Origin of the sequence: Corynebacterium sp. MSK047, assembly GCF_030232285.1 — a bacterium.
Lineage (GTDB): Bacteria > Actinomycetota > Actinomycetes > Mycobacteriales > Mycobacteriaceae > Corynebacterium > Corynebacterium jeikeium_D.
Window position 1 is genome coordinate 73,071 of sequence record NZ_JASPJI010000009.1, and the last position, 20,755, is coordinate 93,825.

The 20,755-nt window shown below is 61.7% G+C and carries 18 protein-coding genes and 1 tRNA gene; 2 read left to right on the top strand and 17 right to left on the bottom strand.

Annotated elements, in window-relative coordinates; translation table 11 throughout:
- Nucleotides 1-16: 16 nt before the first annotated feature.
- Nucleotides 17-1,615, top strand: a complete 1,599-nt coding sequence (locus QP981_RS05215) for a vWA domain-containing protein (RefSeq protein WP_284857580.1) — start codon at nucleotides 17-19, stop codon at nucleotides 1,613-1,615.
- Nucleotides 1,616-1,778: 163 nt separating this feature from the next.
- Here the strand turns inward: QP981_RS05215 and QP981_RS05220 are convergent, their stop codons facing one another.
- The 5 genes from QP981_RS05220 to secA2 all read right to left on the bottom strand — a co-directional run bounded on the left by QP981_RS05220 (nucleotide 1,779) and on the right by secA2 (nucleotide 7,088).
- Nucleotides 1,779-2,282 (bottom strand): MerR family transcriptional regulator, encoded by a 504-nt coding sequence (locus tag QP981_RS05220; protein WP_172620271.1) that lies wholly within the window; start codon nucleotides 2,280-2,282, stop codon nucleotides 1,779-1,781.
- A gap of 388 nt (nucleotides 2,283-2,670) precedes the next feature.
- Nucleotides 2,671-3,270 (bottom strand): bifunctional nuclease family protein, encoded by a 600-nt coding sequence (locus QP981_RS05225; RefSeq protein WP_048734014.1) that lies wholly within the window; start codon nucleotides 3,268-3,270, stop codon nucleotides 2,671-2,673.
- Nucleotides 3,271-3,315: 45 nt separating this feature from the next.
- Nucleotides 3,316-4,074 carry a transcriptional regulator FtsR gene (gene ftsR, locus QP981_RS05230; RefSeq protein ID WP_016422836.1) on the bottom strand — a complete coding sequence of 253 codons (759 nt, stop codon included), beginning with the start codon at nucleotides 4,072-4,074 and terminating at the stop codon, nucleotides 3,316-3,318.
- A gap of 70 nt (nucleotides 4,075-4,144) precedes the next feature.
- Nucleotides 4,145-4,570, bottom strand: a complete 426-nt coding sequence (gene odhI / locus QP981_RS05235) for an oxoglutarate dehydrogenase inhibitor Odhl (RefSeq protein ID WP_016422837.1) — start codon at nucleotides 4,568-4,570, stop codon at nucleotides 4,145-4,147.
- A 238-nt stretch (nucleotides 4,571-4,808) separates the two neighbouring features.
- Nucleotides 4,809-7,088: an accessory Sec system translocase SecA2 gene (gene secA2 / locus QP981_RS05240; RefSeq protein ID WP_284857581.1), complete on the bottom strand. Its 2,280-nt coding sequence runs from the start codon at nucleotides 7,086-7,088 to the stop codon at nucleotides 4,809-4,811.
- A gap of 190 nt (nucleotides 7,089-7,278) precedes the next feature.
- Between secA2 and rraA the strand changes: the two genes are divergently transcribed.
- Nucleotides 7,279-7,752: a ribonuclease E activity regulator RraA gene (rraA, locus tag QP981_RS05245; protein ID WP_016422839.1), complete on the top strand. Its 474-nt coding sequence runs from the start codon at nucleotides 7,279-7,281 to the stop codon at nucleotides 7,750-7,752.
- A 97-nt stretch (nucleotides 7,753-7,849) separates the two neighbouring features.
- On the opposite strand, the gene QP981_RS05250 is transcribed toward rraA, so the two are convergent.
- From QP981_RS05250 to QP981_RS05305, 12 genes are all read right to left on the bottom strand, one after another.
- Nucleotides 7,850-7,923 (bottom strand) — tRNA-Pro (locus tag QP981_RS05250).
- Between the two features lie 86 nt (nucleotides 7,924-8,009).
- Nucleotides 8,010-9,008: a PASTA domain-containing protein gene (locus QP981_RS05255; RefSeq protein ID WP_070595423.1), complete on the bottom strand. Its 999-nt coding sequence runs from the start codon at nucleotides 9,006-9,008 to the stop codon at nucleotides 8,010-8,012.
- Between the two features lie 156 nt (nucleotides 9,009-9,164).
- Nucleotides 9,165-11,477 (bottom strand): bifunctional cytidylate kinase/GTPase Der, encoded by a 2,313-nt coding sequence (der, locus tag QP981_RS05260; protein ID WP_070549848.1) that lies wholly within the window; start codon nucleotides 11,475-11,477, stop codon nucleotides 9,165-9,167.
- 51 nt (nucleotides 11,478-11,528) lie between these two features.
- Nucleotides 11,529-12,380 carry a pseudouridine synthase gene (locus QP981_RS05265; protein ID WP_042389329.1) on the bottom strand — a complete coding sequence of 284 codons (852 nt, stop codon included), beginning with the start codon at nucleotides 12,378-12,380 and terminating at the stop codon, nucleotides 11,529-11,531.
- Nucleotides 12,381-12,721: 341 nt separating this feature from the next.
- Nucleotides 12,722-13,411 (bottom strand): dethiobiotin synthase, encoded by a 690-nt coding sequence (bioD, locus tag QP981_RS05270; protein WP_350309468.1) that lies wholly within the window; start codon nucleotides 13,409-13,411, stop codon nucleotides 12,722-12,724.
- A gap of 26 nt (nucleotides 13,412-13,437) precedes the next feature.
- Nucleotides 13,438-14,820, bottom strand: a complete 1,383-nt coding sequence (locus QP981_RS05275) for an adenosylmethionine--8-amino-7-oxononanoate transaminase (RefSeq protein WP_284857582.1) — start codon at nucleotides 14,818-14,820, stop codon at nucleotides 13,438-13,440.
- A gap of 213 nt (nucleotides 14,821-15,033) precedes the next feature.
- Complete coding sequence (locus QP981_RS05280) at nucleotides 15,034-16,167, bottom strand: PDDEXK family nuclease (protein ID WP_284857583.1); 1,134 nt, start codon at nucleotides 16,165-16,167, stop codon at nucleotides 15,034-15,036.
- A 456-nt stretch (nucleotides 16,168-16,623) separates the two neighbouring features.
- Nucleotides 16,624-17,238, bottom strand: a complete 615-nt coding sequence (gene scpB / locus QP981_RS05285) for an SMC-Scp complex subunit ScpB (protein WP_284857584.1) — start codon at nucleotides 17,236-17,238, stop codon at nucleotides 16,624-16,626.
- A gap of 136 nt (nucleotides 17,239-17,374) precedes the next feature.
- The gene (locus tag QP981_RS05290; protein WP_172954612.1) at nucleotides 17,375-18,217 is read right to left on the bottom strand and encodes a segregation and condensation protein A; all 843 of its coding nucleotides are present in this window, start codon (nucleotides 18,215-18,217) and stop codon (nucleotides 17,375-17,377) included.
- Between the two features lie 3 nt (nucleotides 18,218-18,220).
- On the bottom strand, nucleotides 18,221-19,096 hold the full coding sequence (locus tag QP981_RS05295) for a ParA family protein (RefSeq protein WP_049189940.1): 876 nt from the start codon (nucleotides 19,094-19,096) through the stop codon (nucleotides 18,221-18,223).
- Between the two features lie 64 nt (nucleotides 19,097-19,160).
- Complete coding sequence (locus QP981_RS05300; RefSeq protein WP_284857585.1) at nucleotides 19,161-20,099, bottom strand: site-specific tyrosine recombinase XerD; 939 nt, start codon at nucleotides 20,097-20,099, stop codon at nucleotides 19,161-19,163.
- Nucleotides 20,096-20,749 (bottom strand): NUDIX domain-containing protein, encoded by a 654-nt coding sequence (locus QP981_RS05305; protein ID WP_284857586.1) that lies wholly within the window; start codon nucleotides 20,747-20,749, stop codon nucleotides 20,096-20,098. Before QP981_RS05305 ends, QP981_RS05300 begins: the two co-directional genes overlap by 4 nt.
- Nucleotides 20,750-20,755: the final 6 nt, after the last annotated feature.

A 20,755-nucleotide genomic window follows, 5' to 3' on the forward strand; every position in this document is an offset into this window, starting at 1 on the left:
AAAGGGCTAGAACGACATGGGACGACACGCCTCGGGTGAGAACAACTATCGAGTGGCTAAGGGGCCTTTTATTGCCGTCTTGGTCGTCATTGTTCTGGTCGCTGCGGTTTTTGCCTGGGTTAATTTGCGCAAGATCAACGATTCGTCGATTGATGCTGACCGTGCACGGTGCACGAAGGGTGACCTGACGCTGGTGGTGACCGCTGATCCTGCTGCGGTGGGCTCGGCACAGAAACTCGTGCAGGACTATGGCGAGTCAAATCCCGTGGTGAGGGACTTCTGTGTGCGGCCACAGATTACGGTGGCGGGCTCGCAGGAGGTTGTGAACGCCCTGACTGAGGCTGGCGGTGCTGAAGCTGGTGAGGGAGCTCCGGAGGACCCCGCTGCGGATGAAGCTGGTACCGGAATTATGACTCCGGGCGTCTGGATTCCCGCCGATATCTCTTTCGTGGACCAGGCGAAGAACTCGGACAAGGTCAAGGTCAACAACCCCAAGACGTGGTTGCCGCCGATTGCCAGCGGCGTGGCCTTCACAACCAATCGTGCTGACCAGCTGAACAATGCCACCTGGGAAGAGCTTGCGGGATTGCGCGTAGCCGCCCCCGGTGGCTCCGATGCGGCACTGTCCGCCGTGATTAGTGCTCGACTTGGCGGTGGCCCGGATGTCGCTCGCGAACGCGCGGGCTTGGGTGAGGTCTACACCTCCAATACCCTGCTGACCATGCTCAGCCAGAACGTCGCTGATTTCGACGGCGTGGCCGCGACCCAGCCCATGCTGCAGATGGCCGGCGAAGGGCTGAAGCTGGTCTCCCCTGCGGATGCACCCCAGTTGCACGCGCCAGTTGTCACCTTTGGCTCCGGCGGCAAGATCGACGAGAACACGGCTCGCGCAGCCGAGGACTTCCGGAACTTCGCAGCAGATCATGGCGCCGACGGCGAAGCTGCTGAGAGCACTTTCAGCCCTGAAATAGCGGAGAACTTTGGGGTGCTCTCGCAGATTCAGACGGATTCTTTTGCGCTGCCGCCAGCACTGGAGCAGCCGGACGCGCAACAGCCCGCAACTGCGGTGGGTTCGGCGCTCCTGCTCGCTGACACCTCCGAGGGCGTCGATGTTGGGGCGCTGTCTGCGGCACTTTCCGGCGCTATCGATGCGGCACCTGGTGGCCGCTACGGCCTGTGGACATTCGCACCTGAGGTGAACCGCCTCGCGGAACTTCCCGCGCCCGATGACGAGGCCAACAACGGCGCGGACGCCGTAAAGGGGTCGCTGGCCGAACTTCCGGCCGGTGGTGAGGCACAGTTCTGGCCAGCGCTTATCGATGCCTACCAGGCCGCCCGCGACACCTACTCCCCTGACAAGCCGAACCGTCTCGTCGTGCTCACCTCTGGTCGCGATGCCTCGGGCGCCGATGCCGCCGAGTCTGTCGAGAGGATTAAGGAACTCATTAGCCCGGACCGCCCGGTAACGATTGAGGTCATCGTGCTTCCCGACGGCGACAGCTCCAGCCCCGAGCTGCAGGAAGTGGCAAATATGACCACTGGCTCTCTGCGCATTGCGGCTGACTACGGCGATGGCCTGGCCTCTCAGTTGGCTGCGGCTATCGGTACGGAGTAAGTAGAAAAAACCGCCTCCATCTGGTCCAACCTCGGGAGAGGTAAGACGGAACCAGTTGTGGAAGGCGGTTTTCGTTTAGTTTGTTTCGGCTATTTGAACGGAGGCCATAGCAGCGACGCCGCTGTCCAGCCGTATCGTTGGCGGTTACCGTATCTGTTGGCGGTTAGGAGATGCGGCGGCGACGACGCTCAGCCAGCTCGTCGATGCCAGTACCTGGGTTCTCCTGAGTACCGTCAATACGCTCGGACGGGAAGGAGGCGATGGTGCCAGTCAGTTCCTTCATAATGCCCGGGACAGCAATGCCGAACACTCCCTGGCCACCGTTGAGCAGGTCGATGACCTCTTCATTGGAGCGACACTGGTAGACGGTGCGACCGTCGGAAACCAGCGTGATGGTAGCCAGGTCATCGACTCCGAGATCGCGCAGGCGGTCGACAGCCAGACGGATGTTCTGCAGGGAAATACCGGTGTCCAGCAGACCGCGAACAATCTTCAAAACGAGGATGTCGCGGAAGGAGTACAGACGCTGGGTACCCGAGCCCTTGGCGGTACGGATAGAAGGCTCCACCAGCTTAGTGCGTGCCCAGTAGTCCAGCTGGCGGTAAGAAATGCCCGCTACCTGACACGCGATGGGAACGCGGTAGCCAACCTGCTCGTCCGGCCCCATGTCGAACAGGGATTCCTGGACCGCGCGCGGCTCTTGCGAGTCCGACGCACGGAGCTCATTGTCGCCAAAGAGCGAACCACTGTTGTCGTCGACCATATAAATTCTCCCGAGGTAGTTTCACTGCCGTTATTTATCTTTCGCCAAGGTTAATCGGCTGTCAATACATCACAGGACGACACGCCGAATCTCTAAACCTAAAGTTAAGGTTTAGAGTTTGGAGCCGCAGTTTCCCCAGCTCAAGCACAACCCGGGAGCAAAACCGCAGGACGGGATGAAACTATAACTTCCGAAAAGTTACCCCTTTTATGGGGTCATTCAGCGACACGCCGGAGGAAATAAGCGTCACAACTACCCCAAAAGTAGCCAGTTATTCACTCCAGTCACACGTTTAACGGTCGCCATCGGAAGCTGAATCGGCGCCACCGTCGGCTTCACCATCAGACTTCTTGTCCTCCGCATCACCATGCGGCTCGGCGAAGTAGTCAGCATCAATGCTGTCGAGGAATTCCGCAAACTCCGACACCGATGCCTCGACGGAGTCGGTCTCCGACTCGTCGGCAAGCGAACCGCCATTGGTTGCGACGAGACGCGCCGCTACCGACGTGGCGTCGAGCACATCACGCGCGACATACAGCGGAACCTCAAGCTCGCTAGCGATAAGGATGAGGTCGGAGGGCCGCATATCAATCTCTGCGCCACCTTCGAGCACCAGGCTGGCGATGAAAACGCCCTCATGCACGCCCGTAATCTGGCCGCGCAGGGCGCTCTGCCCCACCATGTCCAGCGTATCGACGAAGACCTCATGCATGCCCGGGCGACGCTGCGTAGCGCCGGTCTCACGGGCGGAGTACTCCGTCGCCGTCGCCAAATCAATCCAAATCGGGATAATCCGATTGGTCTCTTCGGCATGCAGGAGCAGCACTGGATCGTCCTCAGGAGGATGCGCCATCCAGTCTAGAAACTTGACTTCTACGAGTTTTTCGTCCATAACAGCGATAATTGTAGCGAGCCGCTATTTACGCGGGACTACCGACTACTTCCCCAGGTCCTTGTTGACCTGGCGCTTGACCAAAGTGCCGTGCAGCGTGACCATCAGCGCAGTCATCTCACGGCCCATCTCCACAGCCTTCTGCTTGCCGCTAGCCGCACGCGACTTACTCAGCGGACTAGCAGCGAGCGACACCAAATCTGCCTCACGGGCCGCAGCGGTACGCACAGTTTTGAGGTGGCGGGCATCCAGGCCAAACTCAGCCAGCTTGACCGCCGTCTCAGTGATGAGCAGGTCATCGCCATCGAACATGTTCAGCGTGTCCGGAGTAATCAGACCGACTCGAACCAGTTCAGTGATGAACTTCTCGCTAGCGCCAGTGCGCTCTGCCAGCTCCGCCTGCGTCAGCGAGACCACTGCGGCTTCGCGGAACTGATCCGCCGTCACCAGTGGAGTGACCGATGCCAGCCCGTCGCCGCCAGCGTTGCCCGCATCAATTTCGTCGAGCTGCTCTTTAATAACCTTCAGCGGCAAGTAGTTATCGCGCTGAACGGTGAGAATGTAGCGCAGGCGGTCAATGTCCGCCTGGCTGTAGCGACGATATCCCGAGGAGCTACGCGACGGGCACAGCAGCCCCTCCGACTCGAGAAAACGAATTTTGGACAGCGTTACATCAGGGAACTCAACCTTGACTTCCTTCAGCACAGCACCGATGGTCTTCTTCTTGCCCACCGAGCGTGCTTGCTTCGCAGTGCTTTCCGACGAAGTCGGCTGCGAAACTGCTGATTTGCGTACTGCTGCCACTGGTCTTTTCCGAGCCTTTACAAAAATAAGGGGTTAATGCCGACAGGCGTCGACATTAACCGATGTCGAATTAGTTACCGATCAGGAAGACGAGGCGGAACTTACCGACCTGAACCTCGTCACCATTAGCCAGAACCGCGGAGTTCTTCGGCTCGCGGTTAACGTAGGTACCGTTCAGCGATCCCACGTCGACGACCTCGTAGGAGTCACCGTTCTTGCGGAACTCTGCGTGACGACGGGAAACAGTCACATCATCGAGGAAGATGTCGCTGTCCGGGTGACGACCAGCGGTGGTGACTGCCTGATCGAGCAGGAAACGCGAACCCGCATTTGGCCCCCGCTTGACAACCAAGAGTGCCGAGCCCGCCGGAAGTCCTTCAACACCGGAGACCGTGGAGTCCGTGTTAGAGCCGGACTCCATTTCCTTCAGCAAATCTGCACGGAAGACCGAGGTGGTCTCGACCGATGCCTCTGGCTGGCCGCTATTGCTAGTCATATCTTTCCCTCCGGGATAACCTTGGGCGATTTACTCGTTACTTTTTAGATAATAGCGCCCCAACCGCTTTCGTGTTGTTATCTAATCCCAACCATGTTGTGACGCAGCTCACCAGCAGGGTATGTACAACATGATTGATATGCGTAAATACCGACATCTGAGAGCTTTCTCTGTGGGTGTACCTAGGCCGGTCACCTGAGAAATATTTTCAAATTGTTACCAAACTTGTGGTTACGGCTTACCTAAACATCGCGGCAATCGAGCCGACGACCGAGCCACCACCATTGCTCAATGGGTTGTCGTTGACCATGTACGTCCACGTCGAGCTCGGGCGAGCAAGACCCGTGTCCTCCAGATGTGCGCCTTCGCCGTCGATTTCGACCTCCTGGAAGGTCTGCACCGACTCGGTAACGGCATTGTTCACCAGGTTCTTAAAGGCGCCGATGGCGGCGCGGTGGAACTCATCAATGGGGCTTTCCTTAGCCAGCGCGCGCAGATGAATCGACTCCCGCAGGTCATCCAGATCTGCCAGGTGGTCCGACCATCCGCGATCCAGGTGGCTCAGCATAATTTCCCGGGCAGCGTCCTCGGCGACATCATGCCCGACTGCGGCTTCGACTTCCTTCGCCCGCGCCGATGCCAACTTGGACAGTTCTTCCCAGGCAGCATTAGTAGTCAGCAGTTTCTCCCTGCGCTCATCCAGAATCTCGCGCTGGTCACCGATGAGCTTGTTGTACTTCCACGTCGTCGCATGAATCGACAGCATGGTCGCCTCTGTCACTCGCTGTGCGCGGTCAATGAACTGGTAGGCCCTCTTATCGCGAACGCGGCCATCGTCCTCGGGCAGCGCGCTCAGCGTCTCGCCAGCAGCGCCTTCGGAAATTACCGGATCATCCAGGGAGACAAAGAACACCGACGAGCCCGGATCGCCCTGGCGCCCGGCGCGGCCACGCAGCTGATTGTCCAGTCGGTCAGTGCGGTGCTTGCCCAGACCAATGACGCATAGTCCACCGCGCTCAACGACGGCATCGCGGTTGGATTCGTCTGCCCCGCCGAGGCGAATATCGGTTCCTCGTCCGGCCATCTGGGTGGACACCGTCACGCGGCCAGTATCGCCAGCATTGGCGATGACTTGGGCCTCCAGCTCGTCATTTTTCGCGTTCAGCACCGAGGATTCGATGCCGCGCAAGACCAGCGCATCGGCTAGTCGTTCCGATTCCGCCACGTCACGGGTGCCTACGAGTATTGGTCGACCAGTGCCGTTGAGTTCCACGACCTCGTCGACAAGCGCGGCGAACGCGTCGTCGGTGGTGGCGTAGATGCGGTCGGGCTCGTCGTCACGAATGCATGGGACGTTGGGTTCGATGACGGAGACGTGGAGTCCGTAAAACTCGCGGAACTGGTCTCCTGCGGAGGTGGCGGTGCCGGTCATGCCGCAGGTGATGTCGTAGCGGCCGACGAGTTGCTGGATGGTCATGGAGTCGAGGATGCGGCCGCCCTCAGAGACTTGCAGGCCCTCCTTGGCCTCTACCGCTGCTTGCAGACCGTCCGGCCAGCGCTGCAGTTCCGCCACGCGTCCCTTCGAGGCGTCGATGAGCTGTACCTTGCCATCGCGCACGATGTAGTCGACATCGCGCTGCAGCAACTCGTGGGCGTGCAGTGCAACGTTGACCTGAACCAGGGTGGTGCCGACATGTTCGGCGTCGTACAGCGAGCCGATGCCAAGCAGGCGTTCGACGCGTGCGGCGCCGGTGTCGGTGAGGAAGACGTTGCGACGACCTTCGTCGACGGTGTAGTCGTCGCCGAGCTGCAGGCGGCGCACCACGTCGGTGATCTGTCCGGTCGGTGCTGTGCCCGGCTCATTGCCGGCAAGCACGAGCGGGACCAGCGCTTCATCGACCAACACGGAGTCGGCTTCGTCGATGATCACGACATCAGCGGGCGACTGCACGCGGTCTTCGATGGCCGGCGCGCAGCGGTCGCGCAGAACGTCGAAGCCGAGTTCGTTGACGGCGGCGTAGACGATGTCTGCCGCATATGCTTTACGACGCTCCCCCGGTCCCTCCTGCGGCGAAATAGCCGCCACCGAGAGCCCTAGGAACCCGAACAGCGGTTGCATCCACTGCGCGTCGCGGCCTGCGAGGTAGTCGTTGACGGTCACGGAATGCACGCGGTGGCCGCGCAGCGCGAAACCGGCTGCAGCCAAGGCGCCGGAGAGAGTCTTACCCTCACCGGTGGCCATCTGGATTACGTCTCCCTCCATGAGCGCCAGTGCGCCTTGCAGCTGCACATCGAAGGGACGCATGGACAGGGTGCGCTGGGAGACTTCGCGGAGCGCGGCTAAAAGCTCCGGTGCGTCGGTGGCGTGTTGGCGGGTGAAGTCGGCGAGGTCGGCGTCGGAAAGCGCCTGTACCTGTGGCTCGAGCTCAGCGGCGCGTGCCACGAGCCCTACGCTGCGTTTTTGGTTGCGCCCTTGCTTGCCGCTAAGAGCCTTCCAAAACCAATTAAACCCAGCCATCTTCTACCCTTCCTGCGCGCGTGTGGTTGTCGGCGCGTTCTGACTCACCAGAGTAATCAATCTGGGCCGGCCTTCGGAGTGTCAATCGCTGCCAGCGAATTTGCACCATATGTCTTTAGTCACATCTTGAGTTTGAAACAATGGGTTTAACACTTGATGCGAGCAATTTTCGGAAGGACTTGAATCCCCTATGGCAATCGAATTCATCCCCACCGCTGACCTGGTTGACGAGATCGGCCCGGACGTGCGTTCCTGCGATACTCAGATGCGTAACCTCGGCGGTCGCGTGGAGTTCTGCGGCAAGATCTCCACGGTCAAGTGCTTCCAGGACAACGCGCTGCTGAAGAAGGTCCTCTCCGAGCCGTCTGAGGGCGGCGTGCTTGTCATCGACGGTGACGCTTCTGTGCACACGGCGCTGGTCGGTGACGTTATTGCGGGGCTCGGCAAAGACAATGGCTGGGCTGGTGTGGTCGTCAACGGCGCGATCCGTGACTCCAAGCTGATTGGCGAGATGGACTTCGGCTGCAAGGCGCTTGGCACCAACCCGCGCAAGTCCACCAAAACCGGCGAGGGCGAGCGCGACGTCGTTGTCTCCTTCGGCGGCATCGACTTCGTTCCGGGCGAGACGCTCTACGCTGACTCCGACGGTATTGTCGTGCGCTAGTGCGCTTGTGAGCTGTGGGCAAACAAAAGCCTTAAGCAATAGCCGTAAACAAAGCCGCCGCCTCCCGGAATCTTCCAGAAGACGGCGGCTATTTTTGTCGGGCTGACCGGATTTGAACCGACGACCCCCTCACCCCCAGTGAGGTGCGCTACCAAACTGCGCTACAGCCCGCGTGCACGAAAGTGCAACGAGCTATAGGTTACATCATTGGTGTTTGCTGGCGGAAATCGCCCCAGACCCCTGCCTTTCCTGCGGCATTACTGCAGGTAGATGGTCACAGGCGTGGATGTCTCCGCCATCTGTCCCTCCGGCGGATCAATCGAGGCAACCTTACCCATGATCGCGGCCACAGAGTTGGTCGGATTGCCCTCGGCGTCGACGACAGTCACATTCTGGTAGCCGTTGGTACGCAATTCCACCTCGACCGATGCCGGGCTCTTGCCCACCACGCCCTGCGGGATGGTGCCCCAACCGCTGCTGCGCTCACCGGGGCCGGGGATAGCTGGCGGCGACTCGCGAAGTTGGTCGAGCTCCTGCTCGAGGCGCTCACGGGTGTCGTTAATCGTGCCCGACGGGTCCAAGCGATCGGTTGGGCTTGTCGTGGTTTCTTCCGGCGAGGTTGTCGTCGGCGTCGGGCTTGACGACGTCTCCTGCGTCGGCTCCGCCGTATTGTCGTTTTTGTCCTCGGTTCCGGAAGTAAAGGACAAAACCAGGGCTACCAGCGCGACTACGGCCACCATGGCGGCGATGGCCACGATGGCGACAGGCTTGCCCCAGCCCTTCTTGGAGTCATCATTGCCACTGTTGCCACGGTTATTACCGCGGTTGTTGCCGTTGTTCATGTCACCGTAACCGCCTGCACCACCTGCGGCGTACTGCTGGGTTGCGCCTGCCTGCTGGCCCGCCTGACCATAGCCGCGTTCTTCTTCAGAAAGCGGGGCCCAGTACTGGTCGCTACCCTGTGCGCCTGAGCCTGCGCCACCGCCTTGCGCTCCGGCACCGGTACCTCGCGAGTTCTCAAAACGTGTTTCATCGCCACGCTGCAGGAATTGTGTCTCAGAGGAGTCGCCGCCGAAGTATTCGGTCGGCTGCTCGCCCGCGAAGTCGGCATCCGGGTTGTATCCGCGGTATCCCTCGTCCCGCGGAATGTAGCGAGTCGCGGAGTCATCGCCGTATGAGCTTGAGGAATCGCGTCCGTAGCTGTTGTCTCGGCCATCGTGCTGAGAGCCGTCACGGTTATTGCCGCGCCTGACCATTGTCAGTTCTCCTTATCGCTAATTTCCTAAAACTCCAAAATGCCAACGAAAAGCCCAAAATGCAATTGCCTAAATCACATTTTGGGCTTTTCTCCGCTCAATTCGAGCGACTAGCAGTCCTGAACGGAACTACCTGACGGCGCTTAACTGCAGGTCCTAGCGGCGCTTCTTCTTCTCGCGGACACGCACCGCGATGCGCACCGGCGAGCCCTCAAAACCGAATTCTTCACGCAGCTTGCGCTCCAGGAAGCGACGGTAGCCGTGTTCCAGGAAGCCGGTGGTGAACAGCACAATCACCGGCGGGCGCGAGGATGCCTGGGTGGCAAACAGCACGCGCGGCTGGCGGCCACCACGCAGCGGTGGCGGGTTCTGCTGCATAATCGCACGCAACCAAGTGTTCAGGCGACCAGTGGAGATGCGCTTATCCCACGACTCCACGGCCTCCAGCATGGCCGGCTCCAGCTTCTGCACAGCGCGACCAGTCTTGGCGGAGATGTTCACCCGACGAGCCCACGGCACGTGTGCGAGCTGCTCTTCAATTTCGCGCTCGAGCAGGTCGCGGCGGTCCTCATCCATGAGGTCCCACTTGTTGTAGGCGACCACAAGTGCCCGACCGGAGTCGAGGATCATCCGCAGCACGCGCTGATCCTGTTCGGTAATCTGCTCGGAGGCATCGACCAGAAAGATCACGACCTCGGCGTTGTCAATCGTCGAACGAGTACGCAGCGAGGCGTAGAACTCGTGGCCCTTGGCGGTCTTGGTCTTCTTGCGGATACCAGCGGTATCCACGAAACGCCAGAGCGCCTCGTCCATCTGCACCAGGGAGTCCACCGGGTCAACCGTGGTACCGGCCACGTCGCTGACCACTGCGCGATCTTCACCGGAGAGCTTGTTCAGCAGCGAAGACTTGCCCACATTCGGCTTACCCACCAGCGCCACGCGGCGCGGCCCGGTCGGCAGCGACTTCGCACGCGGCACCTCCGGGAAGGAGGACACCACTTCGTCCATCACGTCGGCATTGCCACGACCGTGAAGGGCCGAGGTTGGGTGCGGCTCGCCGAGCCCGAGGGCCCAGAACTCCGCGACGTCGCCAAGCTGCGAATCCGACTCAAACTTGTTGGCGGCGAGAATAACTGGCTGCTCCGCGCGCTGCAGGCGGCGGGCCATGACCTCTTCCGTGGCGGTGATGCCGACGGTGGTGTCGACGACCATGACAATCACATCGGCGGTCTCCATGGCGGTCTCCGCCTGACGAGCAATCGCCGCATGCATACCCTTGGCATCCGGATCCCAGCCGCCGGTGTCCTGCACCCAGAAACGACGACCGCCCCATTCACCCAGGTAGGAGATGCGGTCACGGGTCACGCCCGGGAAGTCTTCGACAACTGCTTCACGACGGCCAATGAACCTGTTAACCATGGTGGACTTACCAACATTCGGTCGTCCCACAATGGCCACGGTCGGAAGAGCTTCTTCCTCCTCGTCGCTCACGCCAAGCGCTGCGAAGGCGTTTTCCAGTTCTTCCCAGTCGGCATCGTCGTCGATCTGGCCGGTTTCGGCGCGCTCGATGGCTTCGGAGATGATTGTCTCGTGGTCAGCGATCGTGCGGTCGATGAACTCGTCTGCGCTGGTGTGGCTGCCTGCGGTGCCCGGCGCGTTTTCGCTCTCCACGTTTGCGACCAGGTGTCCGGCGGTGTCGTCCTCGGAGTCGTCGTAAGAGCCCTCGTAAGATTCCTCGAACTCCTCGTTGTCGACATCGTCCCAGTCCATGGTGGACCCCGGGTAGCCGGCCTCAACGACATCGAGGACGTTTTCCACGACCTCTTCAATGTCCATCTCAGAGGTGTCCAGAATGAATGCGTCCTCGGCTGGCTTCAGCGGAGAGGTCGCACGGTTGCTGTCGAGTTCGTCGCGGCGGATGACGTCGGCAAGCACGGTGTCGAAGTCAGCCTCACGACCAGCAGCGATGTCCTGGTCGTAGCGGCGGCGAGCGCGGACCTCGGCGGAGGCGGTCATGAAAATCTTCGCCGGAACGTCCGGGAGCACCACCGTGCCGATGTCGCGGCCTTCCACCACACAGCGCACAGCCGATGCGGCCAGCGAACGCTGGAGTGCGACCAGGTTGGTGCGCACGGCCGGAATCGCGGAGACCGCCGACACGTTGCGGGTGACCTCCGGGCCGCGAATCTCGCCGGAGACATCCTCGCCGTCGAGGAGGACGGCGGTGGAGTTCGGGTCATCGGAGACTTCCAGTGGCAGGGCGGCCGTCGCCTTGGCCACGGCTTCCTCATCAGTCGGGTCGATACCCTGGCGCAGCACCCACAGGGTGGCAACGCGGTACATAGCGCCGGTGTCCAGGTACTTTGCACCCAGCTCGGTTGCGACCATCCGAGAGACAGTCGACTTGCCAGTGCCGGAAGGGCCATCAATGGCAACCAACAGCATGTCGTCAGTGTTCTGCTCGCTCATGTGGGCTCCTTCAGCTCCTTGGTTCTCTTCGTTCTTTTTCACTAGTGCCATTTACAGCCCCACCGCGTTGTAGAGGGAGGTCAGCTCAGCGCGGTTGAGTGCGCGGAGAGCGCCCGGGGTCTGCTCGCCCAGCTGGACAGTGTGAATCTTAGTGCGCACCAGGCGCTCGACCGGGAAGCCCGCAGTCTTGAGCATCCGGCGGACGATGTGCTTGCGCCCCTCGTGCAGCTCGATGCGGACGATAGAGCGGCCCTGCCAGACGTCGATGATCTGCGCCATGTCCGCCTTAGCGATGCCGTCATCGAGCTCAATGCCCTTTTCCAGCTCACGCATGACCTTGGCATCGACCTCGCCGACAACGGTGGCCATGTAGGTCTTGGTGACCTCGTAGCTCGGGTGCATCAGACGGTTGGCCAGCTCACCATCGTTGGTGAGCAGCAGCAGACCCTCGGTGGGCGCATCCAGGCGACCCACGTGGAAGAGTCGCTGACCAGCGCTGATCTTCTCACCGATGATGTCGCCCACGCACGGGCGGCCCATGTCATCGTGCATGGTGGACTGCACGCCACGCGGCTTGTTCAGGACGAAGTACTGCATGTCCTCATTGACGATGACGCGGGAACCATCAACGCGGATCACAGACGTGTTCGGGTCCACCCGCACGCCCTGCCGCGTCACAATCTTGCCATCGACCTCGACGCGGCCTTCGTCGATAAGCTTTTCCGCCATACGACGCGACGCCACGCCTGCCTGTGCAAGCACCTTCTGCAGACGTACGCCTTCACCTGCTTCGCTGTGCACGCGCTTGCCCGAGCCGCGGCGGTCGGAGTCCACGTGCTGGTGGCGAGCCGGGCGGGCGTTGGATACGTAGATGTCCTTCGCGTGGACGTTGGAGGTCTCCACCTTCGCGCCGCTGTCGCGACGGCTGCGATTGCGCTGGGCGTTAGTGGAGCCGCGGTTGGATTGATTCTTACGGTTCTTGTGTGCCGGTGTGCCTTCTCGGCGAGCGGGTTTAGCCACTTGACCTACATCCTTTTCAAGCGTTGGAGAATGTTCTGTTTGTTAGAACGTCAGCGCCAGGCGACGCTGTTCTCTCCCCCGTGGGCCCAAAATGGCTGGTGGAAGCAGGTTAATAAAGAGAATTACAGAGAAAGCCTCGCGCCTTGTCGTGTAGCCACCTTAGCACGTTTTTCGCAAAACGCCAGCTTAACGACGTCCCGCGCGGCCTCCACCTACAACGTCTTTTACAGCGCTGCGGCCCACTCTCGCACGCCCGGCAGCCACTGCGTAGCTTTCGCCACAAACTCCTGCCGGTCCAGCGCGCCCGCTCCCGCCTGCACCGACCCCAGCAGCGGCACCCCGGTGATGCGCGGCAGTTCCTCCAGGTTCGTCTCAATGATCGGGTCGACCTCCGCCGGCAACGAACCGCCCACCAGCGCCGTGACATTGACTCCACGGCCCCGCGCCACCTCGACGGTGAGCTCCGCCTCGTTCAGGCAACCCAGGTCCAACCGCGTCACGACCACCATCTGACTACCCGGCAACAACCCCGCCAGCTCCGGCAGCGCCCAGTCCTCGCCGAGTCGCACCAGCAAGCCGCCCGCGCCCTCCACGAGGACAACGCGGTTCGGCCCGTCGATAAGCTTGATCTTCTCCGCGATCTCCGTGGCCTCCGGCAGGCGCATGCCCGCGCGCTGAGCCGCCGCCACCGGCGCCATCGGCTCGGGGTAACGCTCGAAGCCATGCAGGTTGTCGATCCCCGTCAGCTCCGCGACAGTGTCCAAATCACCGCCATTTGGGCCCGGAAAACCGGTCTGAATTGGCTTGACGACGTGCACCTCCTTACCCTCCTCGCGAAGTGCCGCCGCCAGGGCTGCCGTGCCGATGGTCTTTCCAATATCGGTACCGGTGCCTGTGACAAGGACGATGCTCATGGTGGTTGATGCTCCTTTTGGTTGCGCTACTTGCGTTCTTCCTCGGCGGCGACGATGGCGGCGATGGCCTCGCAGATACGGTCGATTTCGTCATTGGTGCTGATGTACGGCGGCATGGTGTACACCAATTTGCCGAATGGCCGCAGCCACACCCCGGCATCGACAGCCGCTGCAGTGGCCAGGCCCATGTCCACGGGGCGCTGCATCTCCACGACCCCGATTGCGCCGAGGGCACGCACGTCGGCCACGGCATCGCTGTTGGCTAGGGGCTGGAGCTGTTCGCGGAGCCGGGACTCGATGCGCGGGACATCCTCACGCCACTGCCCTTCTGCAATCAGGTCGAGCTGCGCACACGCCACCGCACAGGCCAACGGGTTGCCCATGAAGGTCGGGCCGTGCATGATGCCTCCACCTGCACCTCCGGAAATGGTACGAGCCACATCGGCGGTGGCGAGGGTGGCTGCGAAGCTCATAAAGCCGCCGGTCAGCGCCTTGCCGACACACATAATATCCGGCACAATCCCGGCCGCCTGCGTCGTGAACAGGTCGCCAGCACGACCGAAGCCGGTGGCAATCTCATCCGCGATGAGCAGGATCCCGTGCTTGTCACACAGCTTCCGGAGCCCCACAAGCAGCTCGTGGTCATGAAACCGCATGCCACCAGCGCCTTGGACCACCGGTTCAATAATGATGCCGGCGACGGAGTCGTCGATAAGCGAATCGAAGTGCGCGAGATAGCGTGCGCGTTCCTCCTCGGTTGCGCCGCGGGCGGGCGGTTTGTCGGCGAAGACCTGAGGAGTCCACTGCCCCGTCCACAGCGAATGCATGCCGCCCTCGGGGTCGCAGACGGTCATGGGCGCGCGAGTGTCGCCGTGATAGCCGCCGCGCCAAGTGGCCAGGCGGGTGCGCTCGGGATGGCCTTTGGCCTGCTGGTACTGCAGCGCCATTTTGATTGCCACCTCGACGGAGACCGAACCCGAGTCCGAGTAAAAAATGGCATCGAAGCCGGGGCCTGCGAGCTTTAGGAGCTTCTCCGCCAGTTCGATGGCCGGACGGTGCGTGAGTCCGCCGAACATGACATGCGACATCGTGGTGACCTGCTTCTTCGCGGCTGCGACCAGCTTCGGGTGCGAGTGGCCGTGACAGGCGGCCCACCAGCTGCTCATGCCATCGATGAGGGTGCGGCCGTCGGCGAGGTGGAGGTTCACGCCCTCGGCGGACTCGACCAGCTTGGGCGCAACCGGCGACGGGATGGGGCCGTATGGGTGCCAGATGTGGTCGGCGTCGAATTGGGCGAGGTCGGCGATGGCTGGCCGGGTGTGTGGTTGGGCGGGTGGTTGGGCGGGCGGCGGGGTGTGCGGCTGGGAGTGCTGCGGGGTGTGCGGCTGGGCGGTTTCCGAGGCTGTCATGATACTCAAGCATAATACCTGTACAGCGCCAGACTTGAACGCCGTTCGGGGTTGGTGGTGGAGCTTCTCGCAAGGATTACAGACAGTCTCAGCGACTTTACGACACCCATGTCACCTCGTGGCAGCTGTGGAGGTGGCATGAGGTGACACCTGTGTCGTGAAGTGGAGTTTTGGGGTGGAGTTTGGGCAAGGCAGCGATAGCGAAAGCGCCGCCTAGTACAGCCGCCCCGCTTGGCTCCACACCTGTCGGCGACGCATGGCCAACTCGGCCGCCTTACCTGTGATTGTGATGGGCTGCCGCGCGAAGGCGTAGTTTCCGCGATAGCAACTGCCACCATTTGCCAGGTGACGTCGGATTTCTGCGGCCGCTTGCCGCAAGGTGGCTACGGCGGTGCCGTCGAAAAGCTGTGACCAGACGATTCGGATGACATTCAGTCCGAGGTTCTTCAGACGCTTTTCGCGCTCCAGCTCCTTTGCGATTGCCACCTGCGTGTCCGCGACTCCACCGTCGGTGTATTTCATACGGCCGTCGAACTCGACGACCAGCCCAAGTTCGGGCAGATAGAAGTCCACGCGTGCGATGAAGCCACGATCATCCCGAAAGGAAACCTGCTGAAGCAACGGAGCCCGAGAGTCATCGACAGAAGCTAGCCCCGCCTGGACGATTGCTTCTTTAGTGAGCGATTCCCCAATGCTTTCCGACGACGCTGTCGCTTGCCGCAACAACCTCCTGGCCTGTGCATTTCCCGGAGCACGCGGATATGCAGCCAACGTGGCCAACAGCTCCTCGGTGTCGGTGTGGTGCTGGAGGGCGGCGTCGGCAAGCACTAGTGCATTGTGCGGGGTGCGAGAACGGCAGACATCGATGACGGACTTTGGGACATCGGTGACGAGGCGGCCATCGACTTCTACGACGTCCTCGGGGTGAATCCGGCCGGAAACGCGGATGAGGCGTTTGTGCGGATGGTACGGGCCATTCGGTGTGCTTCGCGATTGCCCGCGCCTGCGGCCGGAGTTGGCTATCGCGATGGGAGTGTTGTGTGTGAGCAGAGGTAAACCGTGGAGAGCAGCGGCGGCATCGCGGGTGACTACGGTGGCGGTGTCGCGATGGACAAGCGCTTTGATTTCCAGGACGTAGCGTTCGGTGCTGTTTAGGGTGAGCCACCTGTCGACAGGCACGTACGCGCCGTGTGCGAGCCACAGGAGGCTGCCGCTTTTGGCCCGCCGGAGGAGATCTCGGTCGGAGTGCTGGCCGATTCGGGAAATTGCGAATGTGCTGGGGCGGGCACATTCGCGCTGCTGGCCGGTACGGATGATGTCGTCGGCGTCGTAGATCCACTGCGGCATCGGATTGCGCTCCTGAGGTCCAGGCAACTGCTGGCTGGTGGGTGGTGATGTGAGTGTTTGCGAGTGTTTGCGAGTGTTTGCGAGTGCTTGCGAGTGCTACGTTCTCATTTTTGGGCTCACTCGGAGACTCAGGAGGCATCGATTTGGCGTCGACTGTGGATAGTTTGCAGTTTTCGGGAGTTATCCACAGTGTGTGTGGTGGGTGTGGTGTGCGGTGTCGGTGCGGTGGGTGTGGTGTGTGCGGAGGGGATGCAAAGGCTCGCGGTGAGCTGAGGCGAGCAGCAAACCCAGCCCCAAAATGCGACTTCACGACACCCATGTCACCTCGTGGCAGCTGTGGAGGTGGCATGAGGTGACACCCGTGTCGTGAAGTGGATCTATGACCGAGGAGCGAATCAATAGCCGTCAGGCGAATCGATAACCGTGAAGTGGGTCGTTCAATAGAGTGAACCCCACCTAGTCCAACGGCTCGTCGATCAAGTCGACTTCAGGCAGCAGCGGAGCCAAATCAGGCAGCTGGTCCAGCGAATCAATCCCCAAAAGCTCCAGGAACAGCGTCGTCGTAACGTACAAATGCGCACCGGTTGCCGGGTCCTCTCCGGACTCCGCAATCAGACCGCGCGCGACCAGCGTGCGCATCACACCATCAACATTGACACCACGCACACCGGAGACCTGCGCACGCGTGGCCGGCTGTCGGTAAGCCACCACTGCCAGCGTCTCCATAGCTGCACGTGAGAGCTTCGACTGCGAGCCATCCAGCAAGAATCGCTCGACCGCGCTGGCGTGCGCGTGAGCTGTGTAAAACCGCCAGCCCTCATCCGCCTCACGCAGCTCAATGCCGCTGCGGCGAGCACGGTATTCGTACTCAATCTCGCGAAGTACGTCACGGACATCACTTGCGGAAACATCCAGCGCCCGCGCCATATCCTCCGCCACCACCGGCGTATCGACTACCAGCAGAATCGACTCAACGCCTGCTCGCAACGGGTCAATGGGCGGCAACTGCGCCGAAGAAGCAGACGCGGGCTCCACGGCCTGCTCGGATGGTGCGGAACTGGTTTCGCTCATGCGCGTCAGATTACGCAACCTCCCGCGCCGGGCGCTAATTGGCCGGGCGCTAATCAGCTGTTAGCGCCAGCCCAACCAAGCCCACGCCCGACGCCGACCAGCCTAAAGCCCACGCCCAACAGCCAGCCCCAGCCACCTACTCCCAGTTCGCCGCCGCCACGACGGCCGGGTCCACGTCCAGCCCGGTCCAGGCCACGTGGATTTCCTCCAGCGCCTCCTCCTGCTCCACACCGATCGCCTTGGCTCGGTAGAGCTCCAGCAGCGCCAGGAACCGCCCGACAACCTCCATGGACACGCGGCATTCGCTGGTCAGCTGCGTAAACGTCAACCAGGTCCCCTCGCCGGCCAGCCGCAGCGAGTCCAGAATTTTGCCCGCCTGCTCCGGTACGGACACGGGCACACCGTGGATGTGCCCGACGCCGACTTCCTCCGGCGGCTTCGGCCGCATCACGACGGCCGCAAACTCGGCGAACTCCCCAAGCGTCATGCCCAGGCGCACGGGCGGCAGCAGCTCCTCGAACTGCTTGTCCGGCCCCACAGCTCGCGGATAGCGCCGCGGCGCGGTCTTCTGCCACTCCTCGAATTGGTCGGCTACCTTGCCATACGCCTGGTATTGCAGCAGTCGGGCGAACAGCAGGTCGCGCGCTTCTAGCAGTTCGAGGTCTTCTTCGCTGTCGACGTCGCCACGCGGCAGGAGCCGTGCGGTCTTGAGGTCGAGCAGCGTCGCTGCCACGACGAGGAATTCGGTGATTTCGTCGAGGTCGCTGACTGCGTCGAGGCTGCGCGTGTACGAGATGAACTCGTCCGTCACGGCCGCCAGCGCGACTTCGGTGACGTCCATCTTTTTGCTGCTGATGAGCTGCAGCAGCAGGTCGAAAGGCCCGTTGAAGTTCGCGAGCGCGACGCGGAAGCCGGTGATCTCTTCCTGCACGCCCTCGCTTGACGACGGTTCGGGAGTGTAACTATCCGGGGAAGTCACCTATTATTTGCGGCCTTTACGCTCGATGACCTCGCGGGCCAGGTTGCGGTACTGTGCCGCAGCTGGGGTGTTCGGTGCCCAGGTGGTGATGGGCTCGCCTGCGACGGAGGTTTCCGGGAAGCGGACGGTACGGGTGATGACCGTGTCGAAGACCTTGTCACCGAAGACCTCGATGAGGCGTTCCATGACTTCCTTGGCGTGGCGCGTGCGGCGGTCGAACATAGTGACCAGGATGCCGGAGACTTCCAGGTTGAAGTTCAGGCGGTCGCGGACCTTGGCCACCGTGTCGGTGAGCAGTGCCAGACCGCGCAGGGAGAAGTACTCTGCCACCATTGGGATGATGACGCCCTCGGAGATAGTCAGCGCATTGACAGTCAACAGGCCCAGCGACGGCTGGCAGTCAATGATGATGAAGTCGTAGTCATTCATCACTGGGCGCAGCGCGCGTCCGAGGGCCTGCTCGCGGCCGACTTCGTTGACAAGCTGAATCTCCGCAGCCGACAGGTCGATGTTGGCCGGAACGAGGTCCAGGCCGGAGACCTTGGTGTGGTGGATGGCATCGCGGACATCGGTGGTGTCGTCGACGATGAGGTTGTAGACCGTCAGGTCGAGTTCCTCATGGGGAACGCCGAGACCGGCAGATAGTGCGCCTTGTGGGTCCAAGTCAACGAGCAAGACTTTACGGCCAAACTCCGCCAGCGCCGCCCCCAAGTTAATGGTCGAGGTGGTTTTACCCACGCCGCCCTTCTGGTTACACATTGCCAGGATGACTGCGGGGCCGTGACTGTTCAGGGGTGCGGGTTCCGGCAGTTCACGCGCCGGACGACCGGTGAGACCGAGTTCAACTCGATCGGCCTCAAACAACCCTTCTTCAGCCACAGTCAATCCCTCTTCCTTGAAGATTTCTCATCAATTCTACTGCGCGATATATTACCGCCACATATTACCGCGAGTATTCAGCCCGTGGGTGAGCCCCCGCCCAGACTCGTCGCATATTCTCCGCGGTAATCATGGTGTAAATCTGAGTCGTCGTCACCGAGGCGTGCCCCAGCAGCTCTTGGACAACGCGCACATCGGCTCCGCCCTCAATCAGGTGTGTGCCGAAACTATGCCGCAGGGTGTGCGGGGAAATTTTCACCTTCAGCCCGGCGCGCTCACCCAGTTCTGCCAGCGTATTTCCCGCCGACTGCCGAGACAGCCTGCGTCCCAGCGAGTTAATAAACAGCGCCGGCCCGGAGTTCGCCCGCCCCCAGCTTGGCCGCCCGCGTGTCAGCCACGCATCCAGTGCCGCCATGGCCGGGGACCCCACGGGCACGATGCGCTCCTTGCCGCCTTTGCCGCGCAGCAGCACGAGGTTGGTTTCGCGGTCCACGTCATCGATATCCAGGCCGGTGACCTCGGAAACGCGCGCTCCTGTCGAGTACAGAAACTCCACCAGTGCACGGTTGCGCAAATCCGTCACGTCGGCGGTCTCATCGTCGGGGATGGACTCGATAAGCCGGGTGACCTCATCAATGCTGAGTGCCTTCGGATACCGTGAGGGCTGCTTCGGCGGCGACACCCGCTTGGCGACATCCACATCCAACGCGCCCTCACCCACCGCGAACTTGTGGAAGCTCCGCACGGCCGACAGCGACCGCGTCACCGAGGTCGGGGCCAGCGCTGGCCTGCCCGCCGACTTGTCTCCCCGCGCGAGATACGCCAGGAACTCTGACACATCCTGCTCGGTGACCTGTGCCAATTCCGTACGCCCAATCTCCCGCAGGTAGGTGCGGTACTTCTCCAAGTCGCGCTTATAACTGGCGAGCGTATTCGCCGACAGGCCTTTTTCCACCGCGAGGTAGGTGACGAAGGCGTCGACAAGCGGATCGATCGAACTCATCGGATACGTTTCAGGTCCGCGCCGGCGCCGAGCTGCTCTGTTCGACGCTTCGCCAGAGTCGTCGGTCGAATATCGAACGGCTCCGCGACCGAGCGCGGCGTCGCACCCCGCAGCAGCACCTCCGCCGCCAGCAGAATGCCGGACAGCGCGATGCCGTTGAGGATCTCTCCGCGCAGCGCCATCGCCACCGCATCCTCGGCCGGAATCCACGACGCAGTCATGTCCGCTTCCTCATCGTGGGCTTCCGGCTTATCGACGGCCCGGAGCCCCCTGGCCAGATAGATCCGGACCGCTTCCTCTGCGAAGCCGGGCGAGCTGAACATATCTGTAAGCAGAGACCAGGACTCGGCCTCCAGTCCGGCTTCCTCGACCAGCTCGCGTTTGGCGGCCTCCAGCGGGTCCTCGTCCGCGACATCGAGAAGCCCGGCCGGCAACTCCACCAAGCGCTGCCCCGCCGCCTGCCGCCACTGATTCAGCAGGTAAAGGCGGTTATCCTCATCTGCGGCAACGATAGCGACAGCACCGAAATGCTCCACGATTTCGCGGGCGGACACATTCCCGCCTGGCATTCGCACCTGGTCGCGGCGAACCGCGATGATAGGTGCCTCGAGAACAATCTCGGAATCAACAACGTCAAATTGGTGCGCCATGAGATT